Genomic DNA, 21,874 nt, shown 5'->3' on the forward strand with positions numbered 1-21,874 from the left:
GGGAATGACGGATAGTGCTGCAAAGGCTGGAACGGGATTTGCATTGCAATGCTCCATAAATGGTGGAGAGAAGACGATCGAAGCAGCGCCTTCAACACGCTTGCTTACGATACTCAGGGATGATCTAGCGCTGACGGGAACGAAACGCTCTTGCGAAATAGGACGGTGCGGCGCCTGTATGGTGCTGATGGATGGCAAGGCGGTCAATTCTTGCTTGACGATGGCTTACCAATGCTCAGGCTCACAAATTACAACGATTGAAGGCGTAGCGCCAGGAGGGATCGATCCGATCCAGCAAGCGTTTCTGGAGGAGGGGGGCTTTCAATGCGGCTATTGCACGCCGGGCATGGTCATTTCCGTCAAAGCGCTGCTCGATGAGCATCCAGATCCTGCCGAGGATGAAATAGCGGAGGCTTTGTCAGGCAATATTTGCCGCTGCACGGGCTATGGGGGAATATGGCGAGCGGTAAAACGAGCGATCGAAGGGAGGCGAGAAGCGACATGACAAACACGGATAAGCATTTATTTTATTTATGGCGCAGCATTGAAGTGTCGCGGGAGGCGAGACTGTCGGGAAATACGCCATTTGGCGCCATTCTTGTGAATGCAGAGGGCGAGATTGTGCTTGAGCAAGGCAATGTGGAAATTACGGAATCCAATTGTACCGGTCACGCAGAAAGAACATTGATGGAGGCAGCCTCCAAACGTTACAGCAGAGATGAGCTTTGGCATTTTACGCTTTATACGACGGCCGAACCTTGCGCGATGTGCGCAGGCGCTATTTATTGGGGCAACGTTGGCACAGTCGTTTACGGCATTTCAGAGAAGCGATTAGCCCAGCTAACAGGAGACGATGAGCAAAATCCGACGTTAGATTTGCCTTGCCGCATCGTATTTGCGCAGGGACGCAAACCAATTCAAGTAATCGGCCCGTTTCCAGAGGTGGAAGAGGCGGCGATTGCGGTTCATGAGGGGTATTGGAAATGAAGATAACGATTGAACAAATAAATGAAAGCACCCGAGAGCAATTTGTCGAGCTGCTAGGCGAAATTTTCGAGCATTCCCCATGGATCGCCGCTTCCGCTTACGCGGCGCGTCCATTCGTTTCGGTTGAAGCCCTGCATGCAGCTATGATCAATGTCGTTCGTGAGTCCAGGGTAGAGACGATTGTAGACTTGTTCCGCGCACATCCCGATTTAGGCACTCGGCTTGCCGTTGCCGAGTATTCCGCTCAGGAGCAGCAGGGGGCGGGGCTGAACCAGCTAACAGCCGAGGAATATAACCAGTTTTACGGCTTGAACCAAACGTATTTGAAAACCTTCGGTTTTCCGTTCATTTTAGCGGTGCGAGGCAAGAAGAAGGAAGACATATTGGAAGCGATGGAAGCTAGAATATGGCATACGGCCAGCGAGGAAGCGGAGCAGGCGCTGCTGGAAATCGAGAAGATATCCGGCTTTCGCTTAAAAGATCTCATCATAGAGTAGAGAAGGGATGGATGGTCATGCTAAAATTACGCAGTGGTCGAACGCTTTATTATGGTAAAGGGGATGTGCTCAGTTATCGAACTTACGCTGCCCCGCTTGTGGTCAAAGCGATACCGGAATCACCATTTAAAGGCGATAGCAACGTTATTTTCGCGCATAACATAACCTTTTCGGTGAGCAGCGAGGTGCTCTTAACCTCCTTCACGGAAGGCGACAATACGCAGGTCGTAGCTACGGACTCGATGAAAAATTTTATTTTGCGCCAAACGGCAAATTATGAGGGAAGCACGACAGAAGGACTGCTCACTTTCATCAGCCAAAGGTTTCTGGAGCGTTATCCACATATCGATGCCATTGAGATTAGTGCCGATCGGCTGCCGTTTAGCTCAGTCACCGTAGCGGAAGGCAGCGAGTGGAGCGATAGTCAGCTTGTCTTCCGACGGTCGCATAATGAGCATGCCAGCGCAGCTCTGAAATGGATTCGCACGGCTGATGGCGCAGCGCTTGCTGAGCAGGAAAGCGCCTTGTCGCATATTCAGCTAATTAAGGTTAGCGGCAGCTCCTTCTATGGTTTCGTTCGTGATGAATATACAACTTTGCCTGAAAGCTTTGATCGGCCATTATTTATTTTCCTTGATATTTTTTGGACTTATGCGGATGCAGGGGATGCTTTCGATAGCACGCGCGGCGCCTATGTGCCTTCCGAGCAAATTCATGATCTCGCACATACGCAGTTCCATTCGGAGAATTCGCCGTCGATCCAATATTTGATTTACCGAATTGGGAAAAGCATCTTAACGAGATTTCCGCAGCTTGCGGAGGTTCGCTTCGAATCGATCAATCGGACATGGGAGACGATCGTCGAGCCGGATCACGCTGCAGCAGCCGGCGTATACACGGAGCCGCGCCCGCCTTACGGGTTCCAAGGCTTCACGCTTACGAGAGCTGACCTGGATGAAGGGACAGAGCCGTCATGAGCGGGCGAATCACGACTCATGTTCTTGATCTGGCAGGCGGGAAGCCGGTTATCGGCATCGCGATTGAGCTTTGGTATTTGGGCAAGACAGCCGCAAATGCGGATGGCTTGCCAGCACCGAAGTTAATTGGAGCCTATAAGACAAATAATGACGGGCGCGTAGATCATCCTCTGCTTGAGGGAGACGATATTAAGCCTGGCATATATGAGCTGATTTTTGCGGCTGGCGAATTTTTTCGGCGGTCGGCGCATCTCGCTGCGATTGAGGGAAGCATCTTTGAATGGATTCCGATTCGTTTCCATATTAATGATGCAAACTCGCATTATCATGTTCCGCTGCTAGTCGCGCCAGGCGGGTACAGCACCTATCGTGGAAGCTAGCCTTCGCTTCATGCAAGATGTATACAAGCTATTACGGATGTGTATGATTAGGTATTATAAAGGGGGACTTGGCGATGACGTTAACAAATGAACAATCGGCAGCAGGAAAGGCGTTATTGCCGCAGCTGCCAAAGGTCGATTTGCATGTGCATCTGGACGGAAGCGTAAAGCCAGACACGTTAAAGGAGCTTGCTCGCGAGCAAGCGCAGCCTTTGCCAATAGGCTCGGATGCCGAGCTGATAGACCATATGCGAGTAGGAGAGCAGTGTGAGAGCTTAAAAGAATATTTAAGCAAATTCAGCTTCGTATTGCCTTATTTGCAGACGGGAGCAGCATTAGAGAGAGTGGCATTCGAGGTTGTTGAACAAGCCGCAATGAACAATGTGAAATATTTGGAGGTGCGCTTCGCGCCTCAGCTGCACCGCGAGAAAGGGTTATCCGCACATGAGGTTATTCATCATGTAATCGTAGGCTTGAAGCGCGGCGAGCAAGCCTTCGGAACGGCAGCGAGGGCGATCATTATTTGTTTGCGAAGCCATTCTTATGAATGGAATAAGGAAGTAATCGATGAAGCGGCCCTTTTTTATAAAAAAGGAGTCGTTGCGGTTGATTTGGCCGGTGATGAAGCATCGTTTCCAGCTAAGCTGTTCCGTCAGCTGTTCGAAAGCGCTCAGCGGCTTGGCTTGCCTGTCACCATTCATGCGGGTGAAGCCGCAGGCGCAGAAAATGTTCGCGAAGCGATTACGGCTCTTGGCGCCGTTCGAATCGGCCATGGCGTAAGAATGCTGGAGGACCCCGCTGTTGTAGCGCTTGTGAAGGAGCGGCAAATCCCTCTTGAGATGTGTCCGCTTAGCAATATTCAGACGAAGGCCGTTTCGGATTGGGATGCTTATCCGCTGCGCCGTTACATGGAGCTAGGGATTGTCGTTACGGTGAATACAGACAATATGACCGTATCCGATACGACGCTTCTGAAAGAGTATGAGCTGCTGATGGAGCATTGCGGCGTTACGCTGAACGAGATCGTGATGATCATTATGAACGGCGTTAAGGCAGCATTTGCGGAGGAAGCGGAGAAGCTGGCATTGATAGCAAGATTCGAGAGTGAGTTCGCAGCGCTTGGCATACAAATCTAGCTGCCGAGTGTGGCTTTGATCAATTAAAGGCTTTGCGCCTAGTCATAGGCGTGGAGCCTTTCTTTGTATTTATGCTGGTAATTCCTCTGAAATCAGGCGATGACGGGATGGATGATGTTTCCAAATGCTGCTAGCGTTGGTATACTGGTAGGAGCGATAGCCGATTTTACGCTAAAATGGAGGTTACCATACGATGACTAAAGTACGCGATGGTATACTTGGACTTTGCGTTGGAGACGCGCTTGGCGTCCCTGTAGAGTTTCGTTCCCGCAGTGCCTTGAAGAACAGCCCTTTGACCGATATGATCGGTTTTGGCACGCATTCGCAGCCGGCCGGCACATGGTCAGACGACAGCTCGTTAGTATTTTGTTTAATGGAAAGCGTTGCTGCTTATCCTCAATTGGATCTTTATGATTTGGCCGAACGGTTTGTGCAATGGTTAAAAAAGGGGTATTGGACCCCTCATGGCATCACATTTGATGTGGGGATCGCTACGGCAGATGCCATTAACCATTTTCGATATAACTGCATTCGGCCAGATTTAGCCGGCGGTTCCGATTTGTACAGCAATGGGAATGGGTCTTTAATGCGTATTTTGCCGCTGGCTTACTTATTAAAGGAAGAAGCGATTGAGGATCGATTGACGCTTGTAACGCAGGTATCTTCGCTTACCCATCGGCATCAGATCTCCATTATCGCCTGCGTTATCTACGTGGAGCTTGCGATACATTTGATGAATGGCCTAAACTTGGAGGACAGCATCGCACAAATGAGACTAACCATTCATGATGCCTATCAGGATGCTGATGCGGCTGAGCATTTAAAACCATTTGATCGTGTGTTAAACGACGATATGAGCAAGCTTGCAGAAGAAGATATTCAGTCTTCGGGTTATGTAGTCCATACGCTGGAAGCGAGCATTTGGAGCCTGCTGACAACGGGCAGCTACAGCGAAGCGGTGCTGCGTGCCATCAATTTAGGCGAGGATACCGATACGACGGGCGCGGTAACCGGTGGATTGGCGGGTCTCTATTATGGCTTAGATGCGATTCCGTCAGGTTGGGTAAATCAGCTGGCAAGGATTGATGAAATTAAACATCTATGCAGCAGATTTGAAGCAGCGGCAAACCTATAATATTTACAGATCAAGGCGGCGATAAGTTGGATCAACAAGCACAAAGAGCAAAAGAGCTGCTCACCTCCTATTATGGGAGTTATTTTCAGATGCACCGTGATGGAAAGTACGAAGAATATAAAACCTACGATGTGGCAAAAGAAACCGAAACCGAATGGCTTGAGGAGTTAATTGTCAAGTTTGACGGCGAGCTGTCCATAAGGAACTGGGATGCGGTTATCCAGCTATGGTCTTTAGCGAATAACTTTCCGGACAGCCGGATTTTGGACCATGTGATCGCTTTTACGGACAGACATCTTATGTCTTCGGACAGCATCGTTAAGCTTATGTATGCCGAGCATATTATTTTGATCATTAAGCTGGTAAAAGATAAAAGTTCGACTGAGCAGCTGCACAACGCTTATAAAGTAACGGCACTCCTATTGGAGGACATTATTGCGAAGCCGCTCATTATCGATCCCGGACATGAGCTGCAGCACTTCCAGATCAAAGATAAAAAATCTTTGAATAATCGGGCGGCCAAGAGCATTGAATTGATCAAGGAGATGCTTCATTAAGCGAGATAGGGAGTGATTGGGATGAACAAGTTTCATCGATTATCCATTGCTTATTTATTCGTTGGCGTCGTATTTGTCATAGGCGGCATGTCGTTAAAATCAGCTCTGGCCTATTCGCCATTAATTGGGTGGATTTTAGGGCTGGCCTCTTTTCTCACAAGCACCTACTATGCATCTAAAGCAAAGAAAGACGAAGACTAGAAGAATTATAGATTTTGAGAATAGCATTGATTATGCGGAAAAGCTTTTTGGAGGATTTTATGAATAAGCGGAGTAAAATAATTTTTTTTATTGGATTGCTGGTCTTAATGCTGGCCTTTTTTAGATGGAATCATTATGCGACTCTAACAACGTCGCAGGTGAAGGTAATTGAGGTGAGTACGGATGAAATTGTCGTTGAGAAAATGAGCGGAGACCGCGAAACCGTCCAAATACCAAAGGGCATTTATAAATTGATCGAAGTAAATCAGGAATACTCAATCAAATACGAGCATCGAAAATGGGAAAAGCCGACACTGGTATCCATTGAGCCATAATGGGAAAATTGACTGTTTTAGGCGGAGTTTAAACTTACTATCATCTTACCCAACAAGAGGAGAAAACCATATGCAAAAGGTTACATTAAACGTCGTTACCCCTCAGAACGAGGATTTGCAAATGCTGATCCGTAAGCTCGATGAGGATTTGCTGGAGCGTTATCCTGCGGAAGAAATTTTCGGGCTCGATTTTACGGATGAGAAGATCAAGGACATTTTATTCCTCGTTGCTTATGATAACGAGATCCCGGTAGGCTGCGGCGCGATAAGACCGTTGGACGAAGAGTCAACAGAGCTGAAGCGTTTTTTCGTGGACGAAAGCTATCGGAATAGAGGCATTGCGAAGCAGATTTTATTCGAGCTTGAGGCGAAAGCAAAAGCGATGCATTTTCGCAGCATCAAGCTCGAAGCAGGGGAAGCGCAGCCGGAGGCGCTCAGCTTTTATCGGAAGCATGGTTATTCGTTGATTGATAGATTCGGCATTTATGTGGATAGCGAGAGCAGTGTCTGCTACGAGAAGCAGCTGCAAGAGTAAACAGGAAGGGGAGTACCTTGTGGTCCGGAAGCCATTGAAATGAGGAATGTAAGCATGCTGTACCATTTTAGCGAAGAACCCGATATTAAACGATTTATCCCACGCCTTCAAAAGGCTTATCCTCACCTGAAACCGGTCGTGTTTGCGATTAACGAGGAACAAGCGCTGCATTATTGTTTCCCAAGGGACTGTCCTCGGGTTATTTACTGGAAAGCAGAATGGAGCAGCGAAGAGGACATCCAGCATTATTTCGCAGAGACCAGCGTCGATAAAATCATCGTAGTGGAAAATGATTGGCTGGATCGTATCCGTCAAACCCCTCTTTATCGTTATACGTTTGCCGAAGATAACTTCGAGCTATTTGACGAGGCGAGCACCGCCGGGTATTACATCTCTTATGCTGAAGCCGAGCCTGTGAAGGTTGAGCGCGTTTACGATCTTATCGGTCAAATCGTTAAGCAGCGGGTCGAGCTGAGATTTACGCCTAACCTGCATCCGATCAGAAACCGAATTATCGCGTCAACGCTGGACTTTTCCATTATACGGTTCCGTAATGCGAAGCCTTTAAATATTGGAGGAGTGTACGATGGAATCAATTGATAAGCAGGTTTTAGCAGCACGGCATTAAAATAGAGTAGTACAGAGAGACGAGGGGACGCTTATGAATCTACAGCCATCAAAAACGTTCGGTTTGGGGATCATGTCGAGCTCGGTCGTTCTTCTAAATGCCATCGTCCAGTTTACGATGATTTATGAGAATGGCGGTTCTGAGGTATTAGGCTTTTTCTTTTTTGCCGGAGGGTTGGTTATCCTTGCTTTCTTGATCATACAATTGATTGATGTGATTACGAAAAATCGATTTGTCATTCAAGCAAAATTGGTCAGCAAGTATAAAAATACCATATACATCCTAAGAGCGGATGGGAAGGTTAAGCGGATTAGAATTATTGTCCCTGAGATTATGGACCAGCTGGAATTGGATCAGATCGTAGAGATCACGTTCTCTTCGCTCGCTCGTGTCCCGCTACATATTGTTGCGGCCGGTCAACATCATCCACCTGTGTCACTCAAAACCTTTGAACATGCCGCATGGGCTAACCGGCAGATTTTTGAACTCCTTCAGCAAGGCATTGAGCCAGCAGAGAAGCCTCTCGTTTTGTTTGGACATGTGCTCGCCGCGGAGCAGATATGGCTTGCCCGGATTAACGGGGAGGACGCATCGGCATTTCCCATATGGCCTGAGTATTCGCTTGAGCGGTGCGAGGAGCTTATGTTGCAGAATATGAGAGGTTATCAATTGTTATTCGCTAGACTGAAGGCCGTTGATTTTAACGAAAAAATCGCTTACCCAAATAGCAAAGGGCACCTATTTCATACCGCGATATACGATATATTAACCCATGTTTCCTTGCACGGCAGCTATCATCGCGGTCAAATTGCTTCGTTGATCAGACAAGGCGGAGGTACTCCCATAAATACGGAATACATTGCTTTTGTGAGACAATTGGAATAGCGGTTGGAGTAACCGGATATTTTTTGTTCGAAGAAATAGAAGTTGAATATCTTAATAGTTATCGTTAGTATAGAACAGTGATGTGAGTTTGGTATCGAGGTGACGGTCGTGATCTTATGGATTAATGGCGCATTTGGGGCGGGGAAGACACAGACAGCGCATGAGCTGCATCGAAGAACGGAAAACTCATACCTGTATGATCCGGAGAATGCGGGTTATTTCATAAGAAAAAACGTTCCTGCAGCGGTCCAAAAGGGTGATTTTCAAGATTATCCGATGTGGCGGGAAATAAATTACGCGATGCTGAAGTATCTCGATGAATCCTACGACGGGATGATCATTGCGCCGATGACCATTGTGAATCCGCAATATTTTGATGAAATTGTCGGACGCTTAAGGGAGGATGGAGTCGTTGTCCATCACTATGCCTTATGTGCATCGGAAGAGACGCTCATGAAGCGGCTTCGGGGCAGAGGCGAGCGAAAAAACTCGTGGGCGGAGCAGCAAATAAAGAGATGCGCGGCAGGTTTATCGGACGAGATTTTCCGGTATCATCTGGATACGGATAAAACGACCGTGCTGCAAAACGTGGAGCAAATCGCATCGATGTCGAATATCAGCTTATTGCCGGATCAAAGAGGCAAGTTCAAAAAAGCGTATGACCGCGTATTAACGCAGGTTAAACATATACGATTCTAATGATGGATGAACCAACTAGGAGGAACAGCATGTCTAACTTAATGGAAAACAAAGTAGTTGTCGTGATGGGCGTAGCGAATGAGCGCAGCATCGCATGGGGAGTGGCGAAGTCGCTTCATAACCAAGGAGCTAAGCTTATTTTCACTTACCGCAAGGAAAGATCTTTAGAGAAGCTGAAGAAGCTATTGGAGCAGCACCAAATAGAAGCTTTGCAGACGGTATCCTGTGACGTGCTCGATGATAGCAGCGTAACAGCAGCGTTTAACGAAATTCAGCAGGCGAATGGCGTTATTCACGGACTCGTGCACTCGGTTGCTTTTGCCGATAAGGACGAGCTTCAGGGTGAATATGTGGATACGACAAGAGAAGGGTATTTGCTGGCGCAAAACTCAAGCGCCTATTCCTTCGTAGCCGTTGCGCGCGAAGCGAAACGTTTGATGACAGAAGGCGGCAGTATCGTTACCCAAACCTATATTGGCGCTGAACGTGTTGTGAAAAACTATAATGTTATGGGCGTAGCGAAGGCCGCGCTCGAAGCAAGCGTGATGTATTTAGCTGAGGATTTGGGGAAATACGGCATTCGTGTCAACGCGGTATCCGCAGGTCCGATCCGCACGCTTGCCGCAAAAGGAGTATCAGGCTTTAACGATATTATGTCCACCATTGAAGAAAGAGCGCCGCTTCGCCGCAACATTGACCAGGAAGAGGTTGGCGATGCGACGATGTTCCTACTGAGCCAATTGTCCAGAGGAATCACGGGCGAAGTTCTCCATGTCGACTCCGGATATCATATTTTGGGCTTGTAAGCGACTGAGCTGGTTTTGATAAATGATTGGGGAAAGGCCGTCTATGAAGGAATAGACGGCCTTTTTATGATGCTATTTTCCTGCTGCTAACGCGGCTTCGATTTGTTTGTTTACTGCTTTAACGTCTATGCTCTTAACGGGCGTATCGGCAAGCTGGTATTTTGCTTTAAGCTTTAAGATGCGATAAACGCTCTGATCAAGCATATCCTTCGGAATATCTCCATCCCGCGCGCTTTGCTTAAGCGCCTTGAGAACCGATAATTGTATCGCATTGTCATGTCCGATCAGAATGATATCGCTGCCAGCCTGAATCGACCGGACTGCGGCCTGGCCGACATTAAAATGTTCCGTAATGCCGCCCATGGTCATATCGTCCGTAATGACGACGCCCTCGTACCCTAAGTCGTCACGGAGCATATCTTTAATTATTTTTTTGGAAATGGATGCCGGATATTTCTCATCGATTTTCGGGATCAATAAGTGAGCAACCATGATGGCATCCGCATTTTGCTTAATCGCCCTGACGAAGGGGAGCAGCTCGAATGCTTCGAGCTGTTGCCTGGTTTTGTTGACGACTGGCAGATCGAGATGCGAATCAACCGAAGTATCCCCGTGGCCAGGAAAATGCTTGACCACGGCTGCTACTTGCTTGGATTGTATCGCTTTCATCGTTTCCATTCCGTGCGAAATGACGGTATCAGGATCTGCCCCGAAGGAGCGATTGCCGATCACCGGGTTTTTGGGATTGCTATTAATATCAAGCACAGGGGCAAAATCCATGTTAAAGCCAAGCGCATGCACTTCTTCGCCAAGCGCCTCGCCGATTAGCTTCGTATAGGCTGCTTCATTTACCCGTCCCACATCTGCTGCGGGAGGCAGCTTTATAAATTGTTCAGGCATGCGGCTAACCTTGCCGCCTTCCTGATCCAGACTGAGCCAAAGCGGAGCGGTATTCGCTTCATTGGCAGCTTTCAGCTGATTAAGAAGCTTTAAGGTTTGGGCAGCGTCTGTCATATTATCTTTATATAAAATAAATCCGCCGATTCGATACTGCTCGATCATCTTTTTGGCATCATCTTGTATAGTAGTGCCTTCCAGGCCAACAAGCACCATTTGGCCAATTTTCTCATCCAGCGTCATAGCAGCTATTTGCTCTTTGATGGGATCAATGGTTTCTGTCGGTTCGGGTTCAACCGTCGGTTCCGTTGTTGGCTGCAAGCTTGGACTAACAATCGGCGCAGGTGAAGGAGCTTGATTGGTTGGTGCGTTAGCCTTGCTGCAGCTGGCGCAAATGATCAAAATTGAAAGGATGGCAACGATTTTTTTGGACATCAATTATTCCTCCTTTGTTGCAATATCCCCTTGAACGGTTCTTTGCATACCTTACAATGGTTTTTTATCCAGACGGCTTCCTGCTCCTTATAGTTGCAGATACGATTGTAAGGTCTCTCATAAGAGGAGTGGTAAAAACAACATATTGCTCATTTCTCCATCATAAACTGTATAGGTTACGAAAGCTATCGTTACCTTATCCAACCTATGAGGAGGAGAATGATGGACAATTCGCCTCGGAACCAAAGCAGCTACGGCCATGTCCCGCAGCCGATCAGAAAGAGTGATGGCGCAGGCGGCGTTGACCTGGGACCCCGGGATATTATGCGCGACAAAGAAAATCCGAACATGTTCGTGCCTCCGGTTACGGACTCTGGCTTGCTGCCTAACATGAAGTTTTCCTTTTCAGATGCGCATATGCAGTTAAATCAGGGCGGGTGGTCACGCGAGATCACCGTCCGTGATCTACCCATTGCCACTACACTTTCAGGCGTTAATATGAGCCTGACGGCTGGAGGCGTCCGCGAGCTGCATTGGCATCAACAGGCCGAATGGGCGTACATGCTGCTTGGCAATGCGCGCATTACCTCGGTCGATCAGGCAGGACGGAACTTTATCGCAGACGTCAGCGAGGGGGATCTTTGGTATTTCCCGCCAGGCATTCCCCATTCGATTCAAGGCTTGGAGGGCGGTTGTGAGTTTTTGCTTGTCTTTGATGACGGCAATTTCTCTGATCTGAACACGTTATCCATCTCGGATTGGTTTGCGCATACGCCGAAGGAAGTGCTGTCTACAAATTTTGGCGTGCCGGAGTCGGCTTTCGGCAATATTCCAACCGATCAGGTTTATATTTTTCAAGATGAGGTACCGGGCTCACTGGAGAGCCAGAAGGTACCATCACCCTATGGCACGATCCCGTTAAGCTTCACTCATCGTTTGCTGGCGCAGCCTCCATTCAAAACACCCGGAGGCAGCGTGCGAATTGTGGACTCCTCAAACTTTCCGATTTCGAAAACGGTAGCAGCGGCATTAGTCGAAATCGAGCCGGGAGGCATGCGGGAGCTGCACTGGCATCCGAACAATGACGAGTGGCAGTATTATCTCGCTGGCCAAGGCCGGATGACTGTATTTGCGGGAAATGGAGTTGCGCGCACCTTTGATTACCGAGCGGGCGACGTGGGGTATGTCCCGTTCGCGTTTGGACACTATATTCAAAACACGGGTGACCAGACATTATGGTTTTTGGAAATGTTCAAGAGCGATCGGTTCGTTGATGTATCTTTAAATCAATGGATGGCTTTAACGCCGCGCGAGCTGGTTGCGGATAATTTGATTGTCGGGCCGGAGCTGCTGGACGCGCTTCGCAAGGAGAAATGGCCGGTCGTGAGATATCCTGGCTTTGCCTATATACCGAAATAAGGCGACAAACAAAAAGAAGAATTTCCAGATTGCCGATCAGGCCAATCAGGAAATTCTTCTTTTTGTTATTTATTGAGGATGCTTTCTTCCAAGACGTCGTATTTGTTGCCATACACCTTAACGATATGATTTTCTCCCCAATTACAAAGGGAATCGAGTATGCTTTTCAAGCTTTGCCCGTATTCGCTGAGTTGATATTCTACCTTAGGGGGAACCTGATTATAGACGATTCGATTAATGATGCCGTCGTCCTCCAGCTCTCTAAGCTGCTGGGTAAGCATTTTTTGCGTAATATTCGGCATAAGCCGTTTTAAATCGCTCGTACGTTTCGTTCCATGGGTCAAATGACAGAGGATTACGCATTTCCATTTACCTCCGATCACTTCGAGCGTCGCTTCTACGGAAATATTGTATTTCTTTTTGCTCATGTTATTCTCTCCTATCTGAAGTTATAGGTACTTTTTAGTACCTATAGTACTTTTAAGTGCGTACTGGTCATTTCACCTTACATAAACGATAATAACATTCATCGGCCGATACAGCTACAACATTTTAATTGAACAACTGACCATACTTGAAAGAATAGGAGTGAAGGGGCATGGCTATAGAGAGAAAAAGAAGCACGCTTGCTTTGCTTGCATTAGCAGTCAGTGCCTTCGCAATCGGAACAACCGAATTTATAAGCGTCGGGCTGCTGCCGCTTATTTCGAAGGACTTGAATATATCAGTCACGACGGCAGGCTTGACCGTTACGTTATATGCGCTTGGCGTGACCTTTGGAGCGCCGATCCTGACTTCATTAACGACGAAAATACCGCGAAAAGCGTTGCTGCTATGGATAATGGTCGTTTTTATTATCGGTAACACGATTGCAGCAACTTCATCATCGGTCGAGATTCTGCTTATCGCTAGAATCATTTCAGCCTTGTCGCATGGGGTGTTCATGTCCATTGGCTCAACGATAGCAGCCGATGTTGTTCCGCCAAATCGGCGGGCAAGCGCAATTGCTATTATGTTCACAGGGCTAACCGTCGCGACGATCACCGGTGTTCCGATCGGCACGTTTATCGGACAGCAGCTCGGGTGGAGGGCTGCATTCATCGCAATCGTCATCGTGGGCGTCATCGCTTTTATCGCCAACAGTATTCTTGTGCCATCTGATTTGCGCAAAGGAGCACCCATTAAGATTTCGGAGCAGCTCAAGCTTTTTACAAACGGTCGGTTAGTGCTATTGTTTATCATTACGGCATTAGGATATGGCGGAACGTTTGCAGTCTTTACTTATTTAGCCCCTATGCTCCAAGAAATAACCGGCTTTAAAGCACAGCAAGTCACGATTATTTTGCTCGTATATGGTATCGCCATTGCGATAGGAAATGTTATTGGAGGCAAGCTTGCTAATAAAAATCCGCTTAGGGCATTATTCTATATGTTTGTCGTACAAGCTGTCGTGCTGTTCGTGCTTAGCTTCACGGCACCTTTTAAAATCGCGGCGCTGCTCACGATCATATTGATGGGATTGTTCCACTTCATGAATGTGGCAGGGCTCCAGGTTTATGTCGTAACGCTTGCCGAGCGGTTCATGCCAGGCGGTGTAGATGTCGCATCCGCGCTTAACATTGCTGCATTTAATGCCGGCATTGCTATTGGCGCCTACTTAGGCGGCGTCGTTACGGATTCAATTGGCCTGATCCATACCTCTTGGTTCGGCGGCATTATGGTCGTCGCTGCTGTCATCCTAACAGGCTGGAGCATGCGTTTGGAGCGCAAAGATAGCGGGAAAGAAGTTAATATCTAATCCTATAATTTATTGGAGGAATAATCATGATAAATCATTTACAAGCTACAACTACATTGCATAACGGAGTGAAAATGCCTTGGTTTGGATTAGGGGTATTTAAAGTAGAGGAAGGCGATGAGCTGGAAAATGCAGTTGCGTCAGCCATTAAGAATGGCTATCGCAGCATCGATACGGCCGCTATCTATGGCAATGAAGCGGGCGTAGGCAATGGCATTCAGCAAGGTTTGAAGCAGGCGTCGCTTAACCGCGAAGATTTGTTTGTTACCTCGAAAGTATGGAATGCCGATCTGGGTTATGGGTCGACATTAGCTGCTTATGAAGCGAGCTTATCGAAGCTTGGCTTACAATATCTTGATCTTTATCTGATCCACTGGCCTGTGGAAGGCAAGTTCAAGGAAGCGTGGCGCGCTCTTGAGACGTTGTACAAGCAAGGTCGAGTGAAAGCGATCGGCGTGAGCAATTTTCAAATTCATCACCTTGAAGAATTGATGAAGGACGCTGAAATCAAGCCTATGATCAATCAGGTGGAATATCACCCGCGCTTGACGCAGCTCGAATTGCGTAGCTTCTGCATGGAAAACGGCATTCAGTTTGAAGCGTGGTCTCCTCTTATGCAAGGGCAGCTGCTGGATAACCCGCTCCTAATGGAAATTGCTGAACGCTACAACAAATCCGTTGCACAAATCATTCTAAGATGGGATCTGCAAAACGGCGTCATCACCATTCCGAAATCGACGAAGGAAGCAAGAATTATTGCTAACGCCGAGGTGTTCGATTTTGAACTCTCTTCCGATGATATGGACCGGATCAGCGGGCTGAACGAAAATCTTCGAGTAGGGCCAGACCCGGACAACTTCGATTTCTAATAGCAAGAAGCAAAGCGACAAGACAAAGAGAAGCATTCTTTGTCTTTTTTGCTTTTTCATATGGTAAAATATAGCCTAGAAGATACAAATTGTTGGAGGTGCTGGGAAGTGGAGCAGGATGAAAGCAGCGAAGGCAGTCATTCATATGGCGAATTATTTGATCATATAAGAGCATTATGTTTATCCTTTCCAGGCACTGTCGAGCGAATGAGCCACGGTGCTCCTAGCTTTTTTGTCAATGAGAAAAAATCGTTTCTGCAATATCGCGTTAACCATCATAATGACGGCAAAATCGCACTATGGTGCGCTGCACCGCCTGACGTTCAAGCTCAGCTGATAGAATCGAATCCTGACCTCTATTTTCGGCCGGCTTATGTTGGGCATCTTGGCTGGATTGGCGTGAGGCTTGACCGTGATGCGGCGTGGGATGAGCTGGTAGGTGTCATACAAGAGGCATATTTGACCAAAGCGCCGAAGAAGCTCATTGCAACGCTGAAGGTTTAAAAGAGCCCAAATGATTCAACACTTTGATTTGCGGAGGTCATGGAATGGATAAAAAAAGCGGCAGCATTCATGAGACGCAGGCATCTAAGACTGATACGGGAAGAAACGGATCGTTTGATCCCCTTTTTGAGGATGCGCAAAGAATCGAAGGCGGGGGTCCCCCGCAAAAAGTCATTTGGCATACGTTACCCAAAGGGATTAGAGTTATCGGATATTTTTTTGCAGCTATAGTAGTTGCTATGGTTGTATTTGCACTAAGCACTAATTTCTTTTGACATTGTAAACCAATAGGAGCGCATGGCATGCTGAAATATAATATTTGCTTCGTCAAACGAGGCGATGAGATTCTATTGCTCAACCGGGAAAAGGCAAGCTGGATGGGCTGCTGGAATGGAATAGGCGGCAAGCTGGAGCCTATGGAATCTCCGCGGGCAGCGATGATTAGAGAGATAGAGGAAGAAACGGGAATTGAGGCATACGAGCTGTATTTCAAAGGTTTGGTGACGTGGACCGGCGAGGATTTTGATTTTGGCGGCATGTATGCCTATGTGGCAGAGGTGCCCGAAAGCTATGATTATGTAACGCCGCGCAAAACGGATGAGGGCATATTGGATTGGAAAAAAATCGAATGGATCATGAATGAGGATAACGTCGGCATCGTATCCAATATTCCGCGGACGCTTCCTTTTATGCTGAATGATGCTCATTGCTACAATCATCACTGCGTATATGAAAAGGGGCAATTGTTGAAGCTCATTCAAAGCCTCATTACGAGCGATATCGAGTCGAACGAAAAGGAAAGAGGGCAATATCTGCAAACGTATAGCGACTCATCGAAAATTTTGAATAGCTAAGGTTTTATGGCCGTTTGGGTTTGGGCTATGAGGTGCTGGAGAAGCATAAATTCCCGGATGCAACGGATCAATGATCTATCATGCGGAAATACGTTTCTTAGAAAGAGGAGAATGATTCCATTGATTAAAGCACTTGTATTTGACTTTGACGGATTGATCATCGATACCGAGACGCCTTCCTATCATGCGTTTCGACAAGTCTATCAGCAATACGGGGTAGAGCTTCCGGTTGCGCTATACGCCAAATGCGTAGGAACATCCTTGGACCATTTTAACCCCTATACCTATATTGCCGAATGCGTTGCGGACACGGTTGATTTGCAGCAATTCAAGGAGAAGTTTAAAGCAATCTATGCGGAGCTATTAAAGGAAGCAACGATTCGCCCTGGCGTGATTGCTTATTTGGAGGAAGCGAAGCGGCTCAACCTGAAGGTTGGACTCGCTTCCAGCTCGCATCTAAACTGGATTGAACCTTATTTGATTAAGCATCATCTGGCTGATTATTTCGATAGCTTCAGTACAGCAGATGAAGTGGCGAACGTGAAGCCTGACCCGGAGCTTTACTTGCTCTCATTGCAAAAGCTAGGCGTTGCAGCGGGCGAAGCGATCTCGTTCGAGGATTCGTTAAATGGTTTCCGGGCAGCGAAAGCGGCGGGCTTGAATACCGTTATCGTGCCAAATGAGCTGACGAAGGATTTTGAGTTCGCCGATTACGATCTATTGATTCCTTCCATGGCGGAAGTAGATTTAGCCGATTTGATAGACGTTTTAACAGGGAAATCGCAAGCGGCAAAATAGATTGGCTGATTTAGTTGATTTATAGATGCCTTTTAGGTTATTTTTCTTATAAAGATATTCGTCCATAGATCATACAGAATAGAGGAATCAAGTTGAAGTTTAGACCTTGTATCGATTTGCATGATGGGAAAGTGAAACAAATCGTCGGTGAGACGCTTAATACTGAAATTATAGAAAACTTCGTGTCCAAGCAGGATTCAGCCTATTATGCCGATCTGTTTAAAAAGGATGCGTTAACGGGCGGTCACGTCATTATGCTTGGCGGCGGGAATGAAGCGGCAGCTGTCAGCGCCCTGGAGCAGTATCCCGGCGGCTTGCAGATTGGCGGCGGCATCACTTCGGACAATGCATCGTTTTATTTGGAGAAGGGCGCATCACATATTATTGTAACGTCCTATATTTTCAAAGACGGTCAATTGAATGAACAGCATCTGGCGAAAATCGTGTCCGAGGTTGGCAAGGATCGTTTGGTCATTGATCTTAGCTGCAAGGAGAAGGACGGCAAATGGTTTGTCGTGACCAACCAATGGAAGCAGTTCAGCGACTTTGAAGTGAACAAACAAAATATAGCGTATCTTGAACAGTTTTGTGATGAGTTTCTCGTACACGCCGTAGACGTGGAAGGCAAGCAGCGCGGCATTCAGCAAAGTCTCGTAAGCGCGCTCGCCGACTGGGTAAGCATTCCAACCACTTATGCCGGTGGCGCAAGATCGATTGCCGATATGGATCAATTTAATGAGCTGTCAAACGGCAAGCTGGATATTACGATAGGCAGCGCGCTAGATATTTTTGGCGGCAATCTGTCCTACGATGAAGTGGTTGCTTACAGCAAGAAACTATAGTAAGGCATCCTGCTAGGAGACGTGCACTCCTTAAAGTAGACATTGGAAAAACCCATAGGGGAAACCGATGCTCCTTTAAGGAGTGCATTTTTTATGAGGCTGAAAGCGGGGATTTGAATTTAACAGGAATAGCTCCCGTTAATGATGTTAGCAGTAGCTTTAGTTCAAGGCTTATCTTGACCATGCTTAAGCCGCCATTTATACTTTACTTAAAAGAGGAAGCGGATTTTCAGGTGTTGTTTAACCATTTCGCCTTTTAGGTGGTGAACGAATTGGATGTTGAAGAATATTATTGCAGGCTGAGAAAAACGTTTGCTGACGTGCCGGAGAAAGAGAGTCTCTTTCTTTCGATGGACCGAATTTGCGACATATTGTCCTGCACGCGCAGAAATGTTCAAATCCTTTTGACAAAAATGATTGAAAAGGACTATGTCGAATGGAAGCCTGGGCGCGGGCGCGGCAATTTATCGCAAATCATTTTTCTTATCTCTTATCGGGATGTGGTCCTAGGCAAAGTAAAAGGACTGGTTGAGAAGGGACGAATTACCGAGGTTTGGAGTATGCTCGAGACGCTGCAGGACTCATCGGTGAAATCGGATATCATGGCGTGGCTAACCGAGTTGTTTGGTTTGAAGCGGGACGAAGGCGAGAAGGACATTCTGCGGTTTCCGTTCTATCGTCCGGTATTGCGGCTTGATCCTGCGTACGTTTGCCGACGGACGGAAACGCACTGGATTGAGCAGATTTTTAATACATTGGTGAAATATTCACAGCAGGATTGCAAGTTCCATCCGCAGCTTGCCCATTATTGGGAGACCAATGATGCAAAAACCAGTTGGACGTTTTTTTTGCGCAAAGGGGTTCGCTTTCACAATGGTAAGCTGTTGACCTCGCGGGATGTCGCGTACACCTTTAAGAGGCTTTTGACAAACTCGCCCTCAGAATGGATAACATCCATGATCAAGGAGATTCGCGAAACGGGGAAATACAGCATCACATTTGAACTCAAGGAGCCGAATGTACTATTTCTTCATTTTCTATGCACGGAGCGGTCGATGATTGTACCTGAAATGCTGGATGGCACGGAGTCAGAGGATATATTTGAACGAATGCCCATCGGAACAGGACCCTTCAAGATGATTCAAAACAATGAATCGATGCTTGTAGTCGAAGCGAACGAATATTATTTTGATGGCTGTCCTCATTTGGACCGCATCGAAATGTGGGTTTTTCCGAATTATGAGGATGACCATGGCATTCAGTTTTCTCAAGCGGATGAGCAGCTCGTCTATTTTGAAGCACAGGTCATGAAAACGTTAAGCCCGTCGCTAAGGCAAGTGGAGCAGGGCAGTACGATCCTTACGCTTAATGTGGCGAAAAATAACGTATTAAAGGACTTAAAGCTGCGGAAAGCGATTCACCACGGGATCAATCGGCAGCAAATGATCAATGATTTAGGCGGAATCAGGCATGAGCCATCAGCCGGCTTTACTTTGGCGGATTCAGCGCATTTATATGTTCAAGCCTATGACAAGGAATACGCCGAGGAACTCGTAAAGGAATCTTCATATAACGGAGAAACGTTAACGTTATATACGTATCAAATGCCGGCTAATGAACAAAGCGCCAAATGGATTAAGGAAGCATGCGGAAGCATTGGAATAGCAGTAGAGATCGTTGTTTTGCCTATAGATGAGCTTGCCGTGCCCGCTGTCGTTGCGCAAGCTGACATGATCCTAACCGGAGAGGTGCTTAGCATACAGCCTGATATTTCGCTTATCGAGATGTATATGTCTAAAGTCAGCTTTGTTACGAATCTGCAATCGCTGGCGAATCAGGCCTATATCCGTGAACAAATTATGTTGTGTTTGAGAAATGACAATTTGGATGTCCGTATGCAGCACTTGCTGTCCATTCAAGAAGAGCTTAAGCGCAGCTACAGCATGTTATTCCTGTACCATAGCATGCAGCAGGTTGGCCACAATCAAGCACTGCAAGGCATTTCGCTTAATGCTTGGGGCAAAATCGATTATAAGGACGTCTGGTTAAGGAAGTAGCTTCGATGCAAGCATCGGTTAGGAGGAGATCGATTGAACGATGAGCGCTTATCCGAGCTTTTTATCAATGAAATTAGTCTGCTGCAGGGGAGCAACCGTATTTCAAAAATAAATAAAGGATATTCCTATGACCAAAAGTTTATCGTAGAGAAGGATAATCAAACGTATTTGCTGCGAAGCTTTGCTTTGAATGAGCTATCCGCTAAGCAGGCTGAATTTGCTGCTATCCGTCAAATGCAAAACTACGATGTCTTATGCTCAAAACCTATAGAGATGGGGTCTTTGCCAAATTCAAATATCGGGTATATGCTCTTAACGTACATTGATGGTGATGAGGCAACGGACATCCTGCCAGCATACTCGCCTTCCATTCAGCAGGCAATCGGTTTGGAGGCTGGAAGAGAGCTGGCGAAGATGCATAAGCTGCTTGCGCCAGCAGCTATTGCGCCTTGGCATGAACGAAAGCTTGCGAAGCACAAACGGTACATAGAGCAATATTTGAACGGCGATGCGAGATTGAAGGGTGATACAGCGTTTTTGGCGTTCATTGACAGACATCTGCATCTGATGGAGGGAAGGCCAAACGTTTTTCAGCATGACGATTTCCATGTAGGCAATTTGATCGTGAAGAACGGCAAGCTGGCAGGCGTCATCGATTTTAACCGTTTAGACTGGGGAGATCCTGTTCATGAATTTTTGAAGGCAGGGATGTTCAGCAGTGAGGTTAGCATTCCGTTCACGATAGGTCAAATTAAAGGATATCATGTCGGTCAAGAGCCGGATGAGCAATTTTGGACGTTATATTCGCTTTATTTGGCAATGACCATCGTCTCCTCAATCGTCTGGATATTGCAAGTCAGACCTTCAGAGCTTGGGATTATGACGCAAAAGCTAGAGCGAGTGCTTGAGGATCATGACCATTTTAACAACATTATTCCACGGTGGTATTTGGAGGAGCGCAGCTATGAGACCGGATCATTATAAGCTAATGTACGAATTTGTAAAATGGGCGGGGGAGCAATCGCATATTGCAGGCATTGCTTTGGTTGGCCCTTGCGCGGATGACGAGAATGAAGAGGACTCGAATTTGAGCTTTCTCCTTATTTCAGATAAGAAGACGAAGACGCTGGAAGCGATCCTTCATCAATTTCCATTCGAACCGATCGAGCAAGCGACGAAGGAAGAGTGGGGACTGCTTACTTCTTTTCGAATCGAATATGCGAGCGGGATGGAAGTAGAGTATGGTGTCGCAGGCGAGGAGTGGCTGCGGCTGCCATTGGATCAAGAGATGGGCGATACGGTTATGAAAGGTTTTAAAGTGATTTGGGATAGGGAAGAGCTTTTCGTTCAAATCATAAGATATATAGAGACTCATCAATTTGAATGATATAAACAAACAATCTAATCGAGATAGCGGTATGGCGCTTGAGGTAACTGGCGGATCTGCTGCTGATGGAGCAGTTGGTTCGAGTAAACTATTCTTTTAAAATAATTAGGCGGCCTCTTTTGCGGAGGCCTTTTTATTTTTCAAGCAAAGGATTTAATAACCATGAATGAGCTTATGCTAGATGTAAGTTATCGTTTTATTTAGAAACGGACTATTCGGTAACTGCTGGAAGTTGTATAATCATGGAAATGAAGGG

28 protein-coding genes are annotated in these 21,874 nt (G+C 46.9%); 26 read left to right on the top strand and 2 right to left on the bottom strand.

The window, feature by feature from the left end; genetic code table 11:
- Positions 1-4 precede the first annotated feature (4 nt).
- The 15 genes from ADU23_RS22990 (at position 5) to fabI (ending at position 9,758) form a co-directional block, all read left to right on the top strand.
- Positions 5-505 carry a (2Fe-2S)-binding protein gene (locus tag ADU23_RS22990; protein WP_053375878.1) on the top strand — a complete coding sequence of 167 codons (501 nt, stop codon included), beginning with the start codon at positions 5-7 and terminating at the stop codon, positions 503-505.
- A complete protein-coding gene (locus ADU23_RS22995; RefSeq protein ID WP_053375879.1) occupies positions 502-987 on the top strand; it encodes a nucleoside deaminase in 486 nt (161 codons plus the stop codon). The genes ADU23_RS22990 and ADU23_RS22995 overlap by 4 nt, the downstream gene beginning before the upstream one ends.
- Positions 984-1,484 carry a 2-oxo-4-hydroxy-4-carboxy-5-ureidoimidazoline decarboxylase gene (gene uraD / locus ADU23_RS23000; protein WP_053375880.1) on the top strand — a complete coding sequence of 167 codons (501 nt, stop codon included), beginning with the start codon at positions 984-986 and terminating at the stop codon, positions 1,482-1,484. The genes ADU23_RS22995 and uraD overlap by 4 nt, the downstream gene beginning before the upstream one ends.
- Positions 1,485-1,501: 17 nt before the next feature.
- Positions 1,502-2,461, top strand: coding sequence for a factor-independent urate hydroxylase (pucL, locus tag ADU23_RS23005; RefSeq protein ID WP_053377785.1), 960 nt, complete (start codon positions 1,502-1,504; stop codon positions 2,459-2,461).
- Positions 2,458-2,841, top strand: coding sequence for a hydroxyisourate hydrolase (gene uraH / locus ADU23_RS23010; protein WP_053375881.1), 384 nt, complete (start codon positions 2,458-2,460; stop codon positions 2,839-2,841). Before pucL ends, uraH begins: the two co-directional genes overlap by 4 nt.
- 74 nt (positions 2,842-2,915) lie before the next feature.
- Positions 2,916-3,977 (top strand): adenosine deaminase, encoded by a 1,062-nt coding sequence (gene add, locus ADU23_RS23015; RefSeq protein WP_053375882.1) that lies wholly within the window; start codon positions 2,916-2,918, stop codon positions 3,975-3,977.
- 193 nt (positions 3,978-4,170) lie between these two features.
- Complete coding sequence (locus tag ADU23_RS23020; RefSeq protein ID WP_053375883.1) at positions 4,171-5,112, top strand: ADP-ribosylglycohydrolase family protein; 942 nt, start codon at positions 4,171-4,173, stop codon at positions 5,110-5,112.
- A 26-nt stretch (positions 5,113-5,138) separates the two neighbouring features.
- The gene (locus tag ADU23_RS23025) at positions 5,139-5,669 is read left to right on the top strand and encodes a hypothetical protein (protein ID WP_053375884.1); all 531 of its coding nucleotides are present in this window, start codon (positions 5,139-5,141) and stop codon (positions 5,667-5,669) included.
- A 21-nt stretch (positions 5,670-5,690) separates the two neighbouring features.
- A complete protein-coding gene (locus tag ADU23_RS23030; protein WP_053375885.1) occupies positions 5,691-5,870 on the top strand; it encodes a hypothetical protein in 180 nt (59 codons plus the stop codon).
- Positions 5,871-5,929: 59 nt separating this feature from the next.
- Positions 5,930-6,205, top strand: coding sequence for a hypothetical protein (locus ADU23_RS23035; protein ID WP_141680190.1), 276 nt, complete (start codon positions 5,930-5,932; stop codon positions 6,203-6,205).
- A gap of 70 nt (positions 6,206-6,275) precedes the next feature.
- Positions 6,276-6,740 carry a GNAT family N-acetyltransferase gene (locus ADU23_RS23040; RefSeq protein WP_053375887.1) on the top strand — a complete coding sequence of 155 codons (465 nt, stop codon included), beginning with the start codon at positions 6,276-6,278 and terminating at the stop codon, positions 6,738-6,740.
- A 39-nt stretch (positions 6,741-6,779) separates the two neighbouring features.
- Positions 6,780-7,340, top strand: coding sequence for a DUF6886 family protein (locus ADU23_RS23045; protein WP_231637510.1), 561 nt, complete (start codon positions 6,780-6,782; stop codon positions 7,338-7,340).
- Between the two features lie 61 nt (positions 7,341-7,401).
- Complete coding sequence (locus ADU23_RS33700) at positions 7,402-8,253, top strand: DinB family protein (RefSeq protein WP_053375889.1); 852 nt, start codon at positions 7,402-7,404, stop codon at positions 8,251-8,253.
- A 108-nt stretch (positions 8,254-8,361) separates the two neighbouring features.
- A complete protein-coding gene (locus tag ADU23_RS23055; protein WP_197286100.1) occupies positions 8,362-8,952 on the top strand; it encodes an AAA family ATPase in 591 nt (196 codons plus the stop codon).
- A gap of 29 nt (positions 8,953-8,981) precedes the next feature.
- Entirely contained in the window at positions 8,982-9,758 is a 777-nt protein-coding gene (gene fabI, locus ADU23_RS23060; RefSeq protein WP_053375891.1) for an enoyl-ACP reductase FabI, read from the top strand.
- Between the two features lie 72 nt (positions 9,759-9,830).
- On the opposite strand, the gene nagZ is transcribed toward fabI, so the two are convergent.
- Positions 9,831-11,090: a beta-N-acetylhexosaminidase gene (gene nagZ, locus ADU23_RS23065; RefSeq protein ID WP_053375892.1), complete on the bottom strand. Its 1,260-nt coding sequence runs from the start codon at positions 11,088-11,090 to the stop codon at positions 9,831-9,833.
- A gap of 222 nt (positions 11,091-11,312) precedes the next feature.
- Between nagZ and ADU23_RS23070 the strand changes: the two genes are divergently transcribed.
- Positions 11,313-12,509: an oxalate decarboxylase family bicupin gene (locus ADU23_RS23070; RefSeq protein WP_442950620.1), complete on the top strand. Its 1,197-nt coding sequence runs from the start codon at positions 11,313-11,315 to the stop codon at positions 12,507-12,509.
- Positions 12,510-12,574: 65 nt separating this feature from the next.
- Here the strand turns inward: ADU23_RS23070 and ADU23_RS23075 are convergent, their stop codons facing one another.
- Positions 12,575-12,937: a winged helix-turn-helix transcriptional regulator gene (locus tag ADU23_RS23075; RefSeq protein ID WP_053375894.1), complete on the bottom strand. Its 363-nt coding sequence runs from the start codon at positions 12,935-12,937 to the stop codon at positions 12,575-12,577.
- 170 nt (positions 12,938-13,107) lie between these two features.
- Between ADU23_RS23075 and ADU23_RS23080 the strand changes: the two genes are divergently transcribed.
- The 10 genes from ADU23_RS23080 to ADU23_RS23125 all read left to right on the top strand — a co-directional run bounded on the left by ADU23_RS23080 (position 13,108) and on the right by ADU23_RS23125 (position 21,618).
- On the top strand, positions 13,108-14,307 hold the full coding sequence (locus ADU23_RS23080; RefSeq protein WP_053375895.1) for an MFS transporter: 1,200 nt from the start codon (positions 13,108-13,110) through the stop codon (positions 14,305-14,307).
- Positions 14,308-14,333: 26 nt separating this feature from the next.
- Complete coding sequence (locus tag ADU23_RS23085; RefSeq protein ID WP_053375896.1) at positions 14,334-15,176, top strand: aldo/keto reductase; 843 nt, start codon at positions 14,334-14,336, stop codon at positions 15,174-15,176.
- A 108-nt stretch (positions 15,177-15,284) separates the two neighbouring features.
- On the top strand, positions 15,285-15,680 hold the full coding sequence (locus ADU23_RS23090; protein ID WP_231637511.1) for an MmcQ/YjbR family DNA-binding protein: 396 nt from the start codon (positions 15,285-15,287) through the stop codon (positions 15,678-15,680).
- 44 nt (positions 15,681-15,724) lie between these two features.
- Positions 15,725-15,955, top strand: coding sequence for a hypothetical protein (locus ADU23_RS23095; protein WP_053375897.1), 231 nt, complete (start codon positions 15,725-15,727; stop codon positions 15,953-15,955).
- 27 nt (positions 15,956-15,982) lie between these two features.
- Entirely contained in the window at positions 15,983-16,534 is a 552-nt protein-coding gene (locus ADU23_RS23100) for an NUDIX hydrolase (protein ID WP_053375898.1), read from the top strand.
- Between the two features lie 120 nt (positions 16,535-16,654).
- Positions 16,655-17,332: an HAD family hydrolase gene (locus tag ADU23_RS23105; RefSeq protein ID WP_053375899.1), complete on the top strand. Its 678-nt coding sequence runs from the start codon at positions 16,655-16,657 to the stop codon at positions 17,330-17,332.
- Between the two features lie 92 nt (positions 17,333-17,424).
- Positions 17,425-18,174, top strand: coding sequence for a phosphoribosylformimino-5-aminoimidazole carboxamide ribotide isomerase (hisA, locus tag ADU23_RS23110; protein ID WP_053375900.1), 750 nt, complete (start codon positions 17,425-17,427; stop codon positions 18,172-18,174).
- A gap of 272 nt (positions 18,175-18,446) precedes the next feature.
- Positions 18,447-20,231: an SgrR family transcriptional regulator gene (locus ADU23_RS23115; protein WP_053375901.1), complete on the top strand. Its 1,785-nt coding sequence runs from the start codon at positions 18,447-18,449 to the stop codon at positions 20,229-20,231.
- Positions 20,232-20,264: 33 nt separating this feature from the next.
- Positions 20,265-21,215: an aminoglycoside phosphotransferase family protein gene (locus tag ADU23_RS23120; RefSeq protein ID WP_082311181.1), complete on the top strand. Its 951-nt coding sequence runs from the start codon at positions 20,265-20,267 to the stop codon at positions 21,213-21,215.
- Entirely contained in the window at positions 21,196-21,618 is a 423-nt protein-coding gene (locus ADU23_RS23125) for a hypothetical protein (RefSeq protein ID WP_053375902.1), read from the top strand. The genes ADU23_RS23120 and ADU23_RS23125 overlap by 20 nt, the downstream gene beginning before the upstream one ends.
- Positions 21,619-21,874: the final 256 nt, after the last annotated feature.

The organism is Paenibacillus sp. FJAT-27812 (assembly GCF_001273905.1).
Taxonomy (GTDB): domain Bacteria; phylum Bacillota; class Bacilli; order Paenibacillales; family Paenibacillaceae; genus Pristimantibacillus.